This is a genomic window from Aeromicrobium erythreum (assembly GCF_001509405.1).
GTDB classification, from domain to species: domain Bacteria; phylum Actinomycetota; class Actinomycetes; order Propionibacteriales; family Nocardioidaceae; genus Aeromicrobium; species Aeromicrobium erythreum.
The window spans coordinates 1,906,652-1,922,646 of record NZ_CP011502.1; the positions used below are offsets into that span (position 1 = coordinate 1,906,652).

The following is a 15,995-nucleotide window of genomic DNA, read 5'->3' on the forward strand; positions in this document are numbered from 1 at the left end:
CCTAGCGGTGCGAGCCGCGCCCGCGTGCTCAGGCGCCCGACCACAGGGCTGCGACACCCGCGGGGTCGAGGCCCGCCAGGGTGGTGCGCAGCCGCCGACGGGGTCCGTCGGGGACGCTGACCATGTGGGGCACGGCCAGCACGACGCACCCGGCGGCGTCGGCCGAGGCCGCACCGGTGGCGGAGTCCTCGATCGCGAGGCATGACGCGGCGTCGACGCCGAGCGCCCGTGCGGCAGCGAGATAGGGCTCGGGGTGCGGCTTGCCGTGGGTGACGCTGTCGCCCGTGACGACGGCGTCGAACGGCAGGAGGTCGACGACCGGCTGCGCGATCTCGCGGTACGACATCGTGACCAGCGCCTGGGGCACGCCGGCATCGGCCAGCGCGTGCACCAGCTCGCGCGCGCCCGGGCGCCACGGCAGGTCGCGACGCATCGCGACGACGATCTCCTCGACCAGGTGGGCGACGATCTGCTCCGGCGTGAGCCCTGAGTCGATCCGCGCCTCGATGATGCGCGCGGACTCCATGAGGTCGTTGCCGACGAGACCGAGACCGTCCTCCTCGGTCCAGGTCGCGCCGTACTGCGCGGCGAGCGCGGTCTCGGCGGCCATCCAGAGCGGCTCGGTGTCGACGATCGTGCCGTCGAGGTCCCAGAGGACGGCGGCGGGTGTGGTCACCGGACGAGCCTAGGAGACGTGCCACCGCCCCTCGGACACGGCCTGTCGGTGCCGGCGCCTAGGTTGGGAGCGACATGACCGAGCTCACGCCCCGGACCGGTGGCGCGCTGCCGGTCCGGGGGTGGGCCCGCGGACCGCTGCGTCCGTTCCGCCACCCCCAGTACCGCCCACTCATCGGCGCGGCGGCCTTCGAGCTGCTCGGCGAGGGCGTCTGGGTCATCGCGGTCGTGTGGCAGGTGATCGCCCTCGGCGGCGGTCCCGGGGCGCTCTCGCTGGCCGTCACGGGCTACGCGCTCGGCATGGTCGCCACGGTGCTCGTCGGCGGCGTCGCGGCCGACCGGGTGCCGCAGCGGCGCATCCTCATGGCCACGGCGACCACCCGCATGGTCGTCCTGGCCGTCGTCGCGGCGCTGGCGCTCGCCGGGGGGCTGGAGATCTGGCACCTGACCGTCGGCGGCGCCGTGCTCGGCATGGCGGTCGGGTTCTACTTCCCGGCCTACAGCGCGCTGCTGCCCTCGGTGGTCGAGGCCGACGACCTCCTCGCGGCCAACGGCGTCGAGGGGTTCCTGCGGCCGACGCTCCAGCACGCCGGAGGTCCCGCGCTGGGCAGCCTCGTGGTGGCCACGGCCTCCCCCGCGTGGGCGCTCCTGGTGGTCGCCGTGTGCCAGCTGTGCTGCCTGCTCACCCTGCTGCTCCTGCGGCCCGTCCCGCTGCGCCGCGACGCCGCGGCCCTCGGCGACCATCCGCTGCGTGGCGCGATCGCCGACCTGCGCGGCGGACTGCACTACATGGTCAGGACGCCCTGGTTCCTCGCGACGTTGCTCTTCGCCTGTCTCATGCTGCTGCTCGTCGTCGGTCCGATGGACGTGCTCATCCCGTTCGTGGTCAAGGACGGCGGGGGCGACGCGACGGGCCACGCGTGGATCCTGGCGGCCTACGGCGCGGGCAGCGCCCTCGCCTCGCTCGGCATGAGCATGCTGCGGATGCCGCGGCGCTACCTCACCGTCATGGTGCTCATGTGGGGCGTCGGCTGCCTGCCGTTCGTGGTCGTCGGCTTCACGTCGTCGGTGCCCGCGATCGCCGTGGCCCTGTTCGTCGTCGGCGTCCTGCTCTCCGCGCCCATGGTGATCTGGGGCACGTTGCTGCAGCGTCGGGTGCCGCCGGACCTGCTCGGACGAGCGTCGAGCCTCGACTTCTTCGTCTCGCTGCTGCTGGTGCCCGCGTCCGTCGCTCTCGCCGGTCCCGCAGGCGAGCTGGTCGGCGTGCGCGAGGTGTTCCTCGTCGCCTCGGTGGTCCCGGTGGTCGTCGCGGTCCTGGCCATCGTGGGGGCGCGGATGCCGGCCGACGAGGTCGCGCACCCGCTGTGAGCGTGACCTCCCGCGTCGCCTTGCGTTCTCGTGGGATGATGGTGCACGAATCTCCGCGAAGGTCCACGCGAGCCCGCCGCCGGCTGGGGGTTCCCACCATCACCAGGACGTCAACGCTCCGTGCACCAGGACGGGGGACGTCGTCCGTTCGTGTCGATCGTGGAGGACTGAGGCGACAGTGGAGCAGCGTGTGACCCGACCCCAGGCGTGGCGTCCCGACGCCACCGAGGACCTGACGGCCCGACTCTCGGAGCGCATCATGGTGCTCGACGGCGCCATGGGCACCGCGATCCAGCGCGACCGGCCCGACGAGGCCGGCTACCGCGGCGAGCGCTTCAAGGACTGGCCGAGCGACGTCGTCGGCAACAACGACCTGCTGACGCTCACCCAGCCCGACATCATCGCCGGCATCCACCGCGAGTACCTCGAGGCCGGCGCCGACGTCATCGAGACCAACACGTTCAACGCCAACGCCGTCTCCCTGCGCGACTACGACATGGTCGAGCTCGCCTACGAGCTGAACTACGAGGCGGCTGCCCTCGCCCGTCGCGAGGCCGACGCGGTGACCGCCCAGGACCCCGACCGGCCGCGCTACGTCGCCGGTGCGCTCGGCCCGACGACCCGCACCGCCTCGATCTCCCCCGACGTCAACGACCCGGGTGCGCGCAACGTCTCCTACACCGAGCTCGTCGACGCCTACGCCGAGGCCACGCGGGCGCTCCTCGACGGCGGTGCCGACCTCGTCTTCATCGAGACCATCTTCGACACGCTCAACGCGCGCGCCGCGATCTTCGCCGTCGAGACGGTGTTCGAGGAGTACGGCCGTCGCTGGCCGATCGTCATCTCCGGCACCATCACCGACGCGTCCGGGCGCACGCTCTCGGGCCAGACCACCGAGGCCTTCTGGTACTCCGTGCGGCACGCCAAGCCGCTGCTGGTCGGCCTGAACTGCGCGCTGGGCGCCGAGGAGATGCGGCCCTACGTCGCCGAGCTCTCGCGCCTGGCCGACTGCTTCGTGTCCTGCTACCCCAACGCCGGTCTGCCCAACGCGTTCGGCGAGTACGACGAGGCGCCGGACCAGACGGCGGCCGTGCTGCGCGAGTTCGCCGAGGCGGGCCTGTACAACCTCGTCGGCGGCTGCTGCGGCACGACGCCCGACCACATCGCGCACATCGCGCGGGTCGTCGAGGGCCTGCCCCCGCGGGTGCCCGCCACCGTCGAGCCCGCGCTGCGGCTCTCGGGCCTCGAGCCGCTCGTGGTCGACGCCGACTCGTTGTTCGTCAACGTCGGCGAGCGCACCAACATCACCGGCTCGGCCCGCTTCCGCAACCTCATCCGCGACGGCGACTACGACACCGCCCTCGCCGTCGCCCTGCAGCAGGTCGAGAACGGCGCGCAGGTCATCGACGTCAACATGGACGAGGGCATGATCGACGGCGTCGCCGCGATGGACCGCTTCCTCAAGCTCGTCGCGGCCGAGCCCGACATCTGCCGCGTCCCGGTCATGGTCGACTCCTCCAAGTGGGAGGTCATCGAGGCCGGTCTGCGCGTGCTGCAGGGCAAGTCGATCGTCAACTCGATCTCCCTGAAGGAGGGCGAGGAGCCCTTCGTCGAGCACGCGCGGCTGTGCCGCAAGTACGGTGCCGCCGTCGTCGTCATGGCCTTCGACGAGGACGGCCAGGCCGACAACCTCGAGCGACGCAAGCAGATCTGCGAGCGGGCGTACCGGATCCTCGTCGACGAGGTCGGCTTCCCGCCCGAGGACATCATCTTCGACCCGAACGTGTTCGCGGTCGCCACCGGCATCGAGGAGCACGCCGAGTACGGCACCGACTTCATCGAGGGCACGCGCTGGATCAAGCAGAACCTCCCGCACGCGCTCGTCTCGGGCGGCGTCTCGAACGTCTCGTTCTCCTTCCGCGGCAACAACGCCGTGCGCGAGGCGATCCACGCCGTGTTCCTGTTCCACGCCATCAAGGCGGGCATGGACATGGGCATCGTCAACGCCGGTGCGCTGGTGGTCTACGACCAGGTCGACGAGACGCTGCGCGAGCGCATCGAGGACGTCGTGCTCAACCGCCGCCCCGACGCCACGGAGCGGCTGCTCGAGATCGCCGGCGAGTTCGCGGGCACCGGCGAGAAGGCCGAGGCCGCCAGCGAGGAGTGGCGCTCGCTGCCCATCGGCGAGCGCATCACGCACGCGCTCGTCAAGGGCATCGACGCCCACGTCGAGGACGACACCGAGGAGCTGCGCTCGCTCATCGAGGAGCGCGGGGGCAAGCCCATCGAGGTCATCGAGGGACCGCTCATGGACGGCATGAACGTCGTCGGCGACCTCTTCGGCGCGGGCAAGATGTTCCTCCCCCAGGTCGTGAAGTCCGCACGCGTGATGAAGAAGGCCGTCGCCTACCTCATCCCGTACATCGAGGCCACGAAGGACGAGTCCGACAAGGGCCGCAGCAACGGCACGGTCATCATGGCCACGGTCAAGGGCGACGTGCACGACATCGGCAAGAACATCGTCGGCGTCGTGCTGCAGTGCAACAACTACGACGTGATCGACCTCGGCGTCATGGTCCCGCCGCAGAAGATCCTCGACGCGGCGAAGGAGCACGACGCCGACGTGATCGGCCTGTCGGGGCTGATCACGCCCTCGCTCGATGAGATGGTCACCGTCGCCGGCGAGATGGAGCGCCAGGGCTTCGACGTCCCGCTCCTCATCGGTGGCGCGACGACGTCGCGGGCGCACACGGCCGTCAAGGTCGACGAGCGCTACCACGGCCCCGTGGTGTGGGTGAAGGACGCGTCGCGCTCGGTCCCGGTCGTCGCGTCGCTGCTGTCCGACGCGCAGAAGCCGCAGTTCCTCGAGGCGCTCAAGGACGACTACGACGGGCTGCGCGAGCGGCACGCCGCCCGCCAGGACACGCGCAAGCTGCTGCCCATCGAGGAGGCGCGCGCCGACGCGACCCCGATCGACTGGGACGGCTACGCCCCGCCGCAGCCGCAGTGGGAGGTGGGCGTCCCGCACGTCCTGGAGGACTACCCCCTCGACGAGCTGCGCCAGTACATCGACTGGCAGCCGTTCTTCAACGCGTGGGAGATGAAGGGACGCTTCCCCGACATCCTGCACAACCCCGCCACCGGCGAGGCGGCCTCCAAGCTCTACGCCGACGCCCAGGAGATGCTCGACCGCATCGTCGCCGAGCGCTGGCTGACGGCGCGGGGCGTGGTCGGCATCTTCCCCGCCAACGGACGCGGCGACGACACCGTCCTCTTCGCCGACCAGGCGCGCGAGGAGTCCGTGGCCGTCCTGCACCACCTGCGCCAGCAGACCGAGCACCGCCAGGGCGTCGCCCACAAGAGCCTCGCCGACTTCGTCGCGCCGCTGGAGACCGGGCTCCCGGACCACGTGGGCGCGTTCGCCGTCACCGCGGGCCTCGGGAGCGCCGACCGCATCGCCGAGTTCAAGGAGCAGCTCGACGACTACAGCGCCATCCTGCTCGAGGCGCTCGCCGACCGGCTCGCCGAGGCGTTCGCCGAGCGGCTCCACGAGCGTGTCCGCCGCGAGATCTGGGGCTACCAGCCGGAGGAGTCGCTCGACAACGAGCAGCTCATCGCCGAGAAGTACGTCGGCATCCGCCCGGCGCCCGGCTACCCGGCATGCCCGGAGCACACCGAGAAGCAGACGCTGTGGGAGCTGCTCGACGTCGAGAAGCACACCGGCATCGAGCTCACCGAGAGCATGGCGATGTGGCCCGGCGCCTCCGTGAGCGGCTGGTACTTCTCGCACCCGCAGTCGCAGTACATGGTCGTCGGCCGCCTCGGCCGCGACCAGGTCGCCGACTACGCCGAGCGGAAGGGCTGGAGCGTCGCCGAGGCGGAGCGCTGGCTCTCCCCCAACCTCGGGTACCGCCCTGACGACGAGTAGGGAGCGGCCCTGCACACCCTCCCCCGTAGGGTGGTGGACGTGCAGTCGATCCCCCCGTTGAACGACCCCTGGATGGTGGCCGCGTTCGAGGGCTGGAACGACGCCGGCGACGCTGCGTCGTCGGTCGTCGACCACCTCGTCGACGAGTGGGACGCGCAGGTGCTCGCCGAGCTCGACCCGGAGGACTACTACGACTTCCAGGTGACCCGGCCGATCGTCCACCCCGACGAGGACGGTGCGCGGGTGCTGCACTGGCCCACGCCGACCCTGTGGCACGCGCGCCCACGCTCCTCCGAGCGCGACGTGCTGCTGTTCAAGGCGCCCGAGCCGAACTTCCGCTGGAAGCACTTCTGCTCCACGGTGCTGGGGCTTGCGCGGCTCGCCGGGGTGACCGAGGTGGTCACGCTCGGCGCGCTGCTCGCGGACACGCCGCACACCCGACCGGTGCCGGTCAGCGGCTCGACGAGCGACCCGACCCTGGCCGAGCGGCTCTCGCTGCGGCCCTCCAGCTACGTCGGACCGGTCGGCATCAACGCGGTGCTCGGCGAGGTCGCGTCGGCCGACGGACTGCCCGCCATCTCGTTGTGGGCCGCCGTGCCGCACTACGTGGCCGAGCCGCCGTGCCCGAAGGCCACGCTGGCCCTCCTCGGGTCGCTCGAGGACGCCGTCGGCGTGCCGCTCCCCCAGGGCGCGCTCGAGGAGATGGCCCAGGCCTGGCAGCACGGCGCCGACGACCTCATGGCGCAGGACCCGGAGATCGCCGAGTACGTGTCGGAGCTCGAGGAGGAGCACACGACCGACGAGCTGCCCGAGGCCAGCGGCGACGCGATCGCGCGCGAGTTCGAGCGCTACCTGCGCCGGCGCAACGTCGACGGCGGTCCGTGAGCGACGACGCCACCCTGCGTCGGGTCCGGCAGCTGCTCGTGCTCGCCGACGACCCGGGAGCGACGCCTGCCGAGGCTCAGGCCTGCCGCGACAAGGCCGAGGCGCTGATGGCCCGCTACGGCATCGACGCCGCGCTGCTCGCCGCCGAGGGGCACCGCACGAGCGGGGTCGTCGACGCCTACCTGCGGCTCGACGGGCCCTACCTGCGCGACAAGGCGACGCTCGCAGTGCACGTCGCCCACGCGCTGCGCTGCCAGTCGGTGCTGGTGGGCGGCGAGCGGACCACCACGGTGCACGTCTTCGGCTTCGAGGCCGACGTGCGGGGCACCGAGATCCTCGTGACGAGCCTGCTGCTGCAGGCAGCACACGAGCTGGCCCGGGTGACGGTGCCACCCGGCGAGCACACCGCGGCCTTCCGCCGCTCGTGGTGGCAGGGCTTCGCGCAGGCGGTCTACGTGAGGCTGCGCAGCGTCGAGGACGAGGCCCGCGCCGACGCCCAGGCGGAGCGTTCGCAGGAGCAGCCGTCGGTCGAGCTCGTCCTGGCCGACCGCAGCGCGGAGGTCGAGTCGGCGATGCACGCCCGGTACGGCGGCCTGCGGCGCGCTCCGCGGCGCCGGCTCAGCGGTGGCGGGCTCGCCGACGGCTACGCCAGCGGCAGGCGAGCCGACCTGGGGCGCGGCACGTCGCTGCAGGGCTGACGCCTCGCACGGCGAACCACCGCGCGGGGCGTCAGAGTAGGACGCCGAGCAGGAGGTCGAGCGCGGCCCGCACGCGCGCGGACGCGTCGGTGTCGGACCCGTCGGCCGCGGCCCAGGCGTCGACGGCCGCGAGGGCGCGCGGAGCGTCGAGGTCGTCGGAGAGGGCCGCCAGCACGTCGCGCACGACGTCGTCGGCCGGCGCAGACGTGGGCCGCTCGACGGCCGTGCGCCAGCGCGCGAGACGCTCCTCGGCGGACGTGAGGTCGGCGTCGAACCACTCCCAGTCGCTGCGGTAGTGGTGGGCGAGCAGGGCGAGCCGGATGGCCATGGGGTCGGTGCCGGACTCGCGCAGCCGCGACACGAGGACGAGGTTGCCCTTGCTCTTCGACATCTTCTCGCCCTCGAAGCCGACCATGCCGGCGTGCACGAAGGCGCGGGCGAACTCCTCGCCGGTGGCGACGCGCGCCTCCGACGCGGACATCTCGTGGTGCGGGAACGCGAGGTCGGAGCCGCCGCCCTGCACGTCGAAGTCGGTGCCGAGGTGCTCGAGCGCGATCGCCGCGCACTCCACGTGCCAGCCGGGGCGCCCAGGACCCAGCGGCGACTCCCAGGAGGGTTCGCCCTCGCGGGGCGCCTGCCACACGAGGCAGTCGAGCGGGTGCCGCTTGCCGGACCGGTCGGGATCGCCGCCACGCTCGCCGAACACGCGGCGCATCGTGTCGTCGTCCAGCCCCGACACCGAGCCGAACGCGGCGTCGGCGTGCACGTCGAAGTAGAGGTCGTCGTCGACCCGGTAGACGGCGTCGCCGAGACGCTCGACCAGGGCGGTGACGAGGTCGATCGACTCCACCGCGCCGACGTAGTGCTGGGGCGCCAGCACGCGCAGGGCGGACATGTCGGTGCGGAACAGCTCGGTCTCGCGCTCGGCGAGCTCCTGCCAGTCGACGCCCGTCGCCGTCGCCCGCTCGAGCAGCGGGTCGTCGACGTCGGTGACGTTCTGGGTGTACGAGACGTCGAGCCCTCGCGCCAGCCACTGGCGCTGCAGCAGGTCGAACGTCAGGTAGGTCGAGGCGTGTCCCAGGTGGGTGGCGTCGTAGGGCGTGATGCCGCAGACGTAGAGCCGCGCGACGTGCTCGGGCGCGGACTCCACGAGTGCCGACGCACGCGTGTCGTGGATCCGCAGCGGCGGGACGTCGACCCCGGAGAGCTCGATCGTGGGGACCTCGGGACCCGTCCAGGCGCGCATGGGTCCGAGCGTATCCGCCGGCCGCTGGGGGTCGCGCGGCGAGTCGTCGGCCGTCCCGTTCGAGTTGCCGCACCCCCGGCCGCTGGTCACGCTGGAGGCAGCCCTGACAGGAGGATCCGACATGACCACCACCCCCGAGCACGCTCGCGACCTGAGCGGACAGGCCTCCGGACCGCAGCCGGTGACCGACTGGACCGACCTCGGTCGCGAGATGTGGGAGTACCTCACCGGACGTGGCGCCGCCGTCAACTACGAGCTGCGCGACCTCGACGTCGAGGTGCCGCGCGACACCGGCCCCGACGCCCCTCGCGCGCTGTGGCGCTTCAACGGCACGGTGCGCGTGACCACGAGCGACGACGACCTGCCGGGCGCCGACCCGGCGCGCCGCTGACATGCCCGGCCTCGCCGCGGACGTCACCGTGGAGCTGCTGCGTGACAGCGGCGCCGTGGCGTCGGCGCGCGTCACGTCGGCGGGTCACCGCGTCGTCCTGCACAGCCGTGACCTCGACGTCCTCGTCGCAGGCCGCAGCGGGGGCGACCTGCGCACCGTCGCCGCCCGGCTGGCCGACGACGGGTGGACGCTCGACGTCGCCGACGACGACGGCCCGATCCTGCGGCTGGGTGCGGTGCCGACGCACGTGTGGCACCGGCTGGCCACCGGCTCGCGGCACGTGCAGGTGCTGCGCTGGCGTGCTGCCGCCCGGCTGAAGACGCGCGCCCTGACGAGCGGCAGTGACGCCCTCGACGTCCCGCCTCCGGTCGCCTGGCCGGACCTGCCCACCGCGCCGTGGGCACGTCGTCGGGTGACGACCACCCACGACCCGTACGGTGGCGGCCACCCGCGCCTCTACCTCTCCGACACGCGCGTCCCCGCCATGGCGCGTGAGGTGCGCGTGCACCACCTCGCGCTCGGCGAGACGTCGATCGGCGCCGGCGAGGGCTGCGACCTCGTGCTCGACGACACGAGCGACCTGCAGGCCGTCGTCACCCGCACGGACGACGACGAGTACGTGATCGGGGCCCGCGGCCGCGCGACGCCGACGTTCGTCAACGGTCGCGAGCTTCCGGTGCAGACGTTGCGCACGGGCGCGCGGATCGAAGTCGGGCCGTGGCGCCTGACCTACGTGCGCGACGAGTTCGCCGACCACGGTCGTCCGTTCGGCGGGCGCCAGGGCGGCGAGATCGGCCGCCAGCGCCCCCAGGAGCCCCCGCGGTACCAGCGCTGACCCGACGACGGCGCAGGACGACGGGACGGCCACGCGCCCCGCGGTGACCACCGCGGGGCGCGTCGCGCGTGCGGGGACCGTCGGTGGTTCAGAATGTGTGCGTGATCGTCGACTGCGCCACCTACCGCGACGGCGTCCGTCAGGACACCGCCCACGACGAGCAGTCGCTCCGCGCGGCGCTGGACGCCCTGGAGGACCACGAGTTCATCTGGATCGGCATGGCCAACCCACGCGTCGACGAGCTGTCGCGGGTCGCGTCGGCGCTCTCGCTGCACCCGCTGGCCGTCGAGGACGCGCTGGAGGCGCACCAGCGGCCGAAGGTCGAGCGCTACTCCGACCACCTGTTCGCGTCGCTGCGCAGCGTCACGTACAGCGACGACGACATCCGCACGCACGAGGTCAACGTCTTCCTCGGCGAGAAGTTCCTGCTGACGGTCCGCCACGGCGGCGAGTCGCTGCGCGAGGCTCGGCGGCGGGCCGAGTCGGTCGACGGCGCGATGTCGCACGGTCCCACGGCGGCCTTCCACGCCGTGATCGACACGATCGTCGACCACTACGAGGACGTCGCCCGCGAGCTCGAGCAGGACGTGGAGGAGGTCGAGACGTCGGTGTTCTCCGACGAGCGCACCAGCGACTCGACGCGCATCTACCGGCTCAAGCGCGAGACGCTGGAGTTCCGGCGCGCGGTGCTGCCGCTGCGTGAGCCGGTGCACCGCTTCGCGACGGTGGCGGTGCCCGAGGAGGCGCGCCCCTACTTCCGCGACATCGCCGACCACCTCGCCCGGGCGTCGGAGGCGATCGACGCGATCGACCACCTCCTCGACAACGCGCTGAACGCGCACCTCGCGCAGCTGTCGGTCCAGCAGAACGAAGACATGCGCAAGCTGACCGCCGGCGCGACGATCTTCGCCGTCCCCACCGCCATCGCCGGCATCTACGGCATGAACTTCCGGTACATGCCCGAGCTCTCCTGGCACCTCGGCTACCCGCTGTGCCTCGCCGTGATCGGCAGCCTCTGCCTCTACATCTACTGGCGCTTCAAGCGGTCGGGGTGGCTCTGATGAACCGCACGAGGCCCCTGCCCGAACGGTCCAGGTCCACAACCTTCCGCGCTGCCCTGTGGCCGGGCCTCCTTGTCGGCCCGGTCCTCAGCTGCGGCACCCTGGCGTTGCTCGACGTCTTGGATCCAGACCAAGGCATCCCCTACCGTGCCGCGCTGCTGTGCAGCGCGGCAGTTCCTGCCGCCTTCGCCCTCGTCGGTCTCCCCACTCGATACCGCGATGCAGCCGCAGGAGCTGCGGCTGGCTTCCTCGCGTCCGGTCTGCTGCTGGGACTGTTGTTCCTCGGCCTCGATCACCTCTACGGGAGCTTCTAGGAAAGGGAGTGGGGCAAGGCGGTCCGCCGGGCGCCGGCAGGAGCCCACACCGACGTCCGTTACGTGCCCCAGCTCTCGTGGCACCTCGGCTACCCGATCTGCCTGGCCGTGATCGGCAGCCTCTGCCTCTACGTCTACTGGCGCTTCAGGCGGTCGGGGTGGCTGTAAACCGCCATCAACGGCGACATCGTGACGACGTGACACCCGTTTCCCGGGCGGGAACCGTCACAGAGGCCGCAGGACAACAGGGCCGAGCGAGGTCAATGGGCGCAGCGAGGCGAGCAGCTGCTCGTGCAGGTCGCCGGCAGCCCTGACGGTGACCGAGGTCCCCTCGTCGCACACCGAGGCCAGCTCCGCGCTCCGCGCGTCCCAGACGTCTGAGGAGTACGCGAAGGGTGCCAGGAGCTCATAGGCCTCCCACTGGGCGGCGTCCTGGGCGTCCCGCCACCCCGTGGAGGCGTATCCACGGGACTCCGGCGACAGCACCTGGGCCGCGTGTCGCACGGCGACCGGCCAGTCGCGCGCAACGTCCCAGGGGACGTCGGTCTGGAAGCGGTCGGCCATCGGCCGGACGACGCGAAGGACGGCCCTGACGACATCGGCTCGCGCGTCGTCGGAGAGCCCGGCGGTCTCGACCGCCCACTCGTCGCGTCGCCGTAGCATGCGCCGCAGGCTATCGAAGGTGCACGCCCTCAGTCGCCCTTCGGGTCCAGCGTCGGGCGGACTGAGATGGTCTCGAACTGCGCCTCGGGCGGGGCGTCGACGGCGACGCGCACCGCTGCGGCGATGGTGGCCGGCTGGATCATCCGTTCCGGGTGCCCGCCGTCGCCGCGCTCCAGCACCTGACGGCCCATCGCCGTGTCGACGATGCCCGGATGCACCGACACGACGCGCGCCGTGCTCACGCTCCTCCTCGCGCAGGCAGTCGGCGAAGGTGCGCAGCGCGAACTTGCTGCCCGAGTACACCGCGTTGCCGGGCGTCGAGAACAGCCCGGCGCCGGAGTTCACGAGCACGACCGTCGCTCCCCCGTCGCGCAGCGTGGGCAGCAGCCGCGACGTCAGGTGGGCGACGCCGAAGACGTTGACCTCGAACACCGAGCGCCAGTCCTCGCGCGTCACCTCGCCAACCGTGGCGTCGGCGACCGTTAACACGTCATGACGCGGCGGTGAGCTTCTCGCAGGTCGTCGGTACACGCCGTGGGATTTAGTCGCGCACGAACAATCGCAAGCACATCAACACGGGGCGTGGCGAGAATGTTCGTCCGAGGGTGGGTGCCCGACGGTCGGAGACGCTCAAAGACGATCCGATAGGACGATTTTCAGCGATCGAAGATCGCACTGACCTCCCTATCGTCAGATTGATCTCCCCTATCCCTCCACTCTTCGGCCCGGTGTTCGGCAATCTCATCCGCACGCCCGGCCAACTCGGTCTGAATGCTTTCGAAGAGCCCTTCGTCGTAGCGCACGCCAAGGAACTCCGCTAGCTCTCGGGCTTGCTCCAGTTCGTCTAGATCGAGATATTCCAGCGAGTTGTCGAGCAGATCGTTAAACCATGACTCGAACTCCCATGAGTGACGTCCTAGGTAGTCGCTCCCATTGGCGTCCTCCGCTGACAACCGGTTGAGCAGGTCCCACTTTTCTGCGCTGGGTGGCAACTCGTCTAACAGATCGCGGGCCGCCGTCCAGACCCCTTCTGGCACTGACTCTTTACCTACTGCTTCAAGAAGATCAACAACTTCAGCACAGGCGAGCTCGTCAAAGTCTTCCGTGCTCTTCGCCCACCGCTCTGCTTCAGCGGTCGTGAGCTCGTTGAGCGCGGTAGAGAGCGACTCCCGACAAACTGCGGAGACAGAAGCGGCACGTTGCAGAGCGAGCAGACGGACCGCGGGACTTGAGTACGACCAACCCACCCTCGACTGAAGCCCAACGAACCTCAATCCAAAGTTCGGAGCGGGACGATCAAAAAGTTTGAGGAGTGCGTCGCCGACGAGTCGATCAAAATTGTCGATTTCGCCGGGCCTCAGGCGATCTCGGACACTGTCGAGGACCCACACTGCCTGCTCGAAGTACGAAAGCGACCCGATCAACGCAGTCCTACGCGATTGCTCTTCGACAAGAAGTCCGGCAACGAAATCCGCAATCGAAGGGTTGCGCAGTCGAACTAGTAGCTCTCCGGTACCTGCGCCGTCCCGGCTAGTAGCGATAAAGGAGTCATCAAGGACCCTCAACATTCGCTCGAGGTCCCCTGGTCGACTCGCATCGCATAATTCGCTTGACGCGGCCGCGTTGATCAACTCGTAGGCGACGCTTTCAGAAACGGCTCCAGGAAGGCAAGCGAGTAGCATCACGAGCGCTTGCCCCTTCGACTCGACCTGCGACTCGAAAGGTGCTCGCCAAACCGAGTCCGGATTGTCAAAGACAGCCTTGATGTAAGCGGCGAAATCTGCTGGTACCCCCGCTCGAAGGCTCGGGTCCGTGTAGGTGGCGAACTCGATGAGCCGAGGATTGTAGTTCGGGTGGTCAATCAGTCGAAGATACGCCTGGCCCTCACGTAATTGGGTGAGCGCCTCAGAGTCGTGGAGGTGAGGTGAGTGAAAGATGTGGTTGTAAAGGATCCGGGCTCGTTCGACTCGCGTGTACTCGTCCAACTCGATGATCAGCCGGTCGAGGTGAACGTCGACGCGTTCAAGTTCCTCATAGTCAGCCAGCGCCTGTCGAAGGATGTACTCCCGGGTCGTCATCACGAACAGTGAATTCTCATTCTGCCGACAAGAACGTATGAACGACGCCAATCTCTTGTCTTCGTTCTTGTCCAACCGGTTGCTGAGAAAGTTGCTACCTAGGAAATCGTCGTAGTAGAAAATCTGCTTCTTCTCGCGATCGAGAACTCTATGCGCCTCATCGATGTCTGCCGACACCAAAACTGGCTCGAAGCCTCTACTGGCGGCCTGGGCAACGAGCAACCGCGCAATGGTTGTCTTTCCAACACCTGGGGGCCCACTGATGACAAGAACCTTGTTCGCATCAAGCATCTCCGACGCTCGATGGAACACGCCTGTCTCCACGTACCGAGACATCGTGGCTTCAACTTCAGACGCCAACTCGCGACTCCGTTCCCAGATACCCGCATGCAGTTGGGCGCTTAACTGACCGGCACCCGCGATCCAGAGCTTGACGTGCCCCCTCTCAACATCGGGGTTCCGGTTGAGGGCCAACTCAATGTCCTCTCGACCCCAGATGTCGCTCTCGCTCTTGATCCACGGCGACAACTTTGACTTCAGTTCAGCCTTGTTCGCGCTAGTCAACGACATCGTCGTCCAAAACTCGTAGTGTTTCGGCCTGGAAGACAACACATCGAGCTTCTTCTTCTCGTCGTTCGCCGAGGACCTCAACTGCGGGAACGTGCTGCCGAGCATGTGCTTGCACTGGACCACTTCAAGTCCCGCGGGACCAAGGCGACGTACGTCAACGCCTCGATCGCGGCCGCGAGCGAACACCTCCCACCGCACGTTGCCATCCCTCTCTGCCTGGAGGATGGCGCAAACGAGGAGTTCAAAGTCGTGATCTGAGAGCATTGAGTAACTTCGCACGAAGTCGACTGTAGAGAGTCTGGGGATCTCTCGGTCCTGTCGTTCACGCGCACTCTCCCCCAAAGGCACCAGACTCGGCATTGCTCGTTCGCGGGCGTTGAAGGGTCGCCAGCGGGCAACTCTCCCTACACTGAGCGTGCCGATGTCCACAGGCGCGGGGACGAAGACTGATGACGAGTACGAAGCAGTCCGCACTACTTGCTGCCACGAGCACTTTGCTTGGGGCCGCCCTCGGCGTTGGGGCGACACTCTTCGTCGGCCAGGTGTCAATCTCTGCCGATCGTGATCGCGAAGTTCGCGAGTCTCGACACGCGGCGTACACCGCGCTCGCTGCGACGCTGCCCAAGTACATCGACGAGTCAGTGAAATTCTATGAAACCCGCGATCAGCATTGCCAGTTCGAAGTCACCGTGAAGGGAAAATCTGGGCCTACGTGCATGATGTACGTACTTACTGGCGACTTCATGACAGCGCGAAGTGCCTGGCTGGACGCGGTGACTGCGGTCCGCATTTTTGGGAGCGATGACGCGGTGAAGGCGATCAATCGACTCGATGAATTGATGGACAGCGGAAACACGCGCTACGCGAGGCCCTGGGGTGCATACGTTGACGAGATGTTCAAGGAACCGTCAGCCGAGGAGGAAGAGGACGTAACAGAGGTCCAAGATGAAGCTAGCGAGTTGATGCAGGACTTCGACCTTCTCACCTGTGTCGAATTGAACGGCAATCTCAGCCGGAGCCAGTGCGCTGAACGGTTCGGATAAGACCACTCCGGTCCGCTAGCGCGGCAACCCGAACCTCCCGTCAGCGAGCCTCCGAGCTTGAGATACCGCGCACCCTCAAAGGTACTTCCGTGAGTACGAGCGGCTACCTGTGTCGCGTGTTTGTGCACGACGCGAAGACTCCAGTAACGGGAAGTCCGACCAAGATCATTGGGGTCATCCACAGGTCCATTTCGCGTCCCCCTCGCCGTGACGACGGCGGTCGCGGTGGAACCAAGAAGA

Annotated in this window: 13 protein-coding genes and 1 pseudogene; 8 read left to right on the top strand and 6 right to left on the bottom strand. The window is 69.1% G+C overall.

Translation table 11 applies throughout. From position 1 onward, the window contains the following. Window positions 1-28: 28 nt before the first annotated feature. Window positions 29-676, bottom strand: coding sequence for an HAD family hydrolase (locus tag Aeryth_RS08995; RefSeq protein ID WP_067857484.1), 648 nt, complete (start codon window positions 674-676; stop codon window positions 29-31). A gap of 74 nt (window positions 677-750) precedes the next feature. Here Aeryth_RS08995 and Aeryth_RS09000 point away from each other — a divergent pair, with 74 nt between their 5' ends. The 4 genes from Aeryth_RS09000 (at window position 751) to Aeryth_RS09015 (ending at window position 7,554) form a co-directional block, all read left to right on the top strand. After that, window positions 751-2,043, top strand: coding sequence for an MFS transporter (locus tag Aeryth_RS09000; RefSeq protein ID WP_083516368.1), 1,293 nt, complete (start codon window positions 751-753; stop codon window positions 2,041-2,043). A 259-nt stretch (window positions 2,044-2,302) separates the two neighbouring features. Next, window positions 2,303-5,971, top strand: a complete 3,669-nt coding sequence (gene metH, locus Aeryth_RS09005; RefSeq protein WP_202967763.1) for a methionine synthase — start codon at window positions 2,303-2,305, stop codon at window positions 5,969-5,971. Between the two features lie 39 nt (window positions 5,972-6,010). Further along, complete coding sequence (locus Aeryth_RS09010; protein ID WP_335338720.1) at window positions 6,011-6,856, top strand: PAC2 family protein; 846 nt, start codon at window positions 6,011-6,013, stop codon at window positions 6,854-6,856. After that, complete coding sequence (locus Aeryth_RS09015) at window positions 6,853-7,554, top strand: DUF2786 domain-containing protein (protein WP_067857490.1); 702 nt, start codon at window positions 6,853-6,855, stop codon at window positions 7,552-7,554. The genes Aeryth_RS09010 and Aeryth_RS09015 overlap by 4 nt, the downstream gene beginning before the upstream one ends. 31 nt (window positions 7,555-7,585) lie before the next feature. Here Aeryth_RS09015 and mshC read toward each other — a convergent pair whose 3' ends face one another. Further along, window positions 7,586-8,800, bottom strand: coding sequence for a cysteine--1-D-myo-inosityl 2-amino-2-deoxy-alpha-D-glucopyranoside ligase (mshC, locus tag Aeryth_RS09020; RefSeq protein WP_067861541.1), 1,215 nt, complete (start codon window positions 8,798-8,800; stop codon window positions 7,586-7,588). A 121-nt stretch (window positions 8,801-8,921) separates the two neighbouring features. On the opposite strand from mshC, the gene Aeryth_RS09025 reads away from it, so the two are divergent. From Aeryth_RS09025 to corA, 3 genes are all read left to right on the top strand, one after another. Further along, entirely contained in the window at window positions 8,922-9,191 is a 270-nt protein-coding gene (locus Aeryth_RS09025) for a hypothetical protein (RefSeq protein WP_067857493.1), read from the top strand. Window position 9,192: 1 nt separating this feature from the next. Next, window positions 9,193-10,026 (top strand): FHA domain-containing protein, encoded by an 834-nt coding sequence (locus Aeryth_RS09030; RefSeq protein ID WP_067857496.1) that lies wholly within the window; start codon window positions 9,193-9,195, stop codon window positions 10,024-10,026. A gap of 101 nt (window positions 10,027-10,127) precedes the next feature. Next, a complete protein-coding gene (corA, locus tag Aeryth_RS09035; protein ID WP_067861543.1) occupies window positions 10,128-11,087 on the top strand; it encodes a magnesium/cobalt transporter CorA in 960 nt (319 codons plus the stop codon). 539 nt (window positions 11,088-11,626) lie between these two features. Here corA and Aeryth_RS18285 read toward each other — a convergent pair. The 4 genes and pseudogenes from Aeryth_RS18285 to Aeryth_RS09055 all read right to left on the bottom strand — a co-directional run bounded on the left by Aeryth_RS18285 (window position 11,627) and on the right by Aeryth_RS09055 (window position 14,991). Beyond that, window positions 11,627-12,064: a hypothetical protein gene (locus Aeryth_RS18285; RefSeq protein WP_067857502.1), complete on the bottom strand. Its 438-nt coding sequence runs from the start codon at window positions 12,062-12,064 to the stop codon at window positions 11,627-11,629. 29 nt (window positions 12,065-12,093) lie between these two features. Further along, a complete protein-coding gene (locus Aeryth_RS18290) occupies window positions 12,094-12,306 on the bottom strand; it encodes an SDR family oxidoreductase (protein WP_067857505.1) in 213 nt (70 codons plus the stop codon). 46 nt (window positions 12,307-12,352) lie between these two features. After that, window positions 12,353-12,595: pseudogene (locus Aeryth_RS18550) on the bottom strand (SDR family NAD(P)-dependent oxidoreductase); the annotation flags it as partial. Window positions 12,596-12,720: 125 nt separating this feature from the next. Beyond that, window positions 12,721-14,991, bottom strand: coding sequence for an ATP-binding protein (locus tag Aeryth_RS09055; RefSeq protein WP_144433737.1), 2,271 nt, complete (start codon window positions 14,989-14,991; stop codon window positions 12,721-12,723). A 170-nt stretch (window positions 14,992-15,161) separates the two neighbouring features. Here Aeryth_RS09055 and Aeryth_RS09060 point away from each other — a divergent pair, with 170 nt between their 5' ends. Continuing rightward, a complete protein-coding gene (locus tag Aeryth_RS09060; RefSeq protein WP_067857510.1) occupies window positions 15,162-15,755 on the top strand; it encodes a hypothetical protein in 594 nt (197 codons plus the stop codon). Window positions 15,756-15,995: the final 240 nt, after the last annotated feature.

What these genes read in the sequence shown, in the direction of transcription:
- mshC (WP_067861541.1), bottom strand. Translation starts at nt 8,800, where the DNA reads ATGCGCGCCTGGACGGGTCCCGAGGTCCCCACGATCGAGCTCTCCGGG.
- Aeryth_RS18285 (WP_067857502.1), bottom strand. Translation starts at nt 12,064, where the DNA reads ATGCTACGGCGACGCGACGAGTGGGCGGTCGAGACCGCCGGGCTCTCC.
- Aeryth_RS09025 (WP_067857493.1), top strand. Translation starts at nt 8,922, where the DNA reads ATGACCACCACCCCCGAGCACGCTCGCGACCTGAGCGGACAGGCCTCC.
- Aeryth_RS09060 (WP_067857510.1), top strand. Translation starts at nt 15,162, where the DNA reads ATGACGAGTACGAAGCAGTCCGCACTACTTGCTGCCACGAGCACTTTG.
- Aeryth_RS09000 (WP_083516368.1), top strand. Translation starts at nt 751, where the DNA reads ATGACCGAGCTCACGCCCCGGACCGGTGGCGCGCTGCCGGTCCGGGGG.
- metH (WP_202967763.1), top strand. Translation starts at nt 2,303, where the DNA reads ATGGTGCTCGACGGCGCCATGGGCACCGCGATCCAGCGCGACCGGCCC.
- Aeryth_RS09030 (WP_067857496.1), top strand. Translation starts at nt 9,193, where the DNA reads ATGCCCGGCCTCGCCGCGGACGTCACCGTGGAGCTGCTGCGTGACAGC.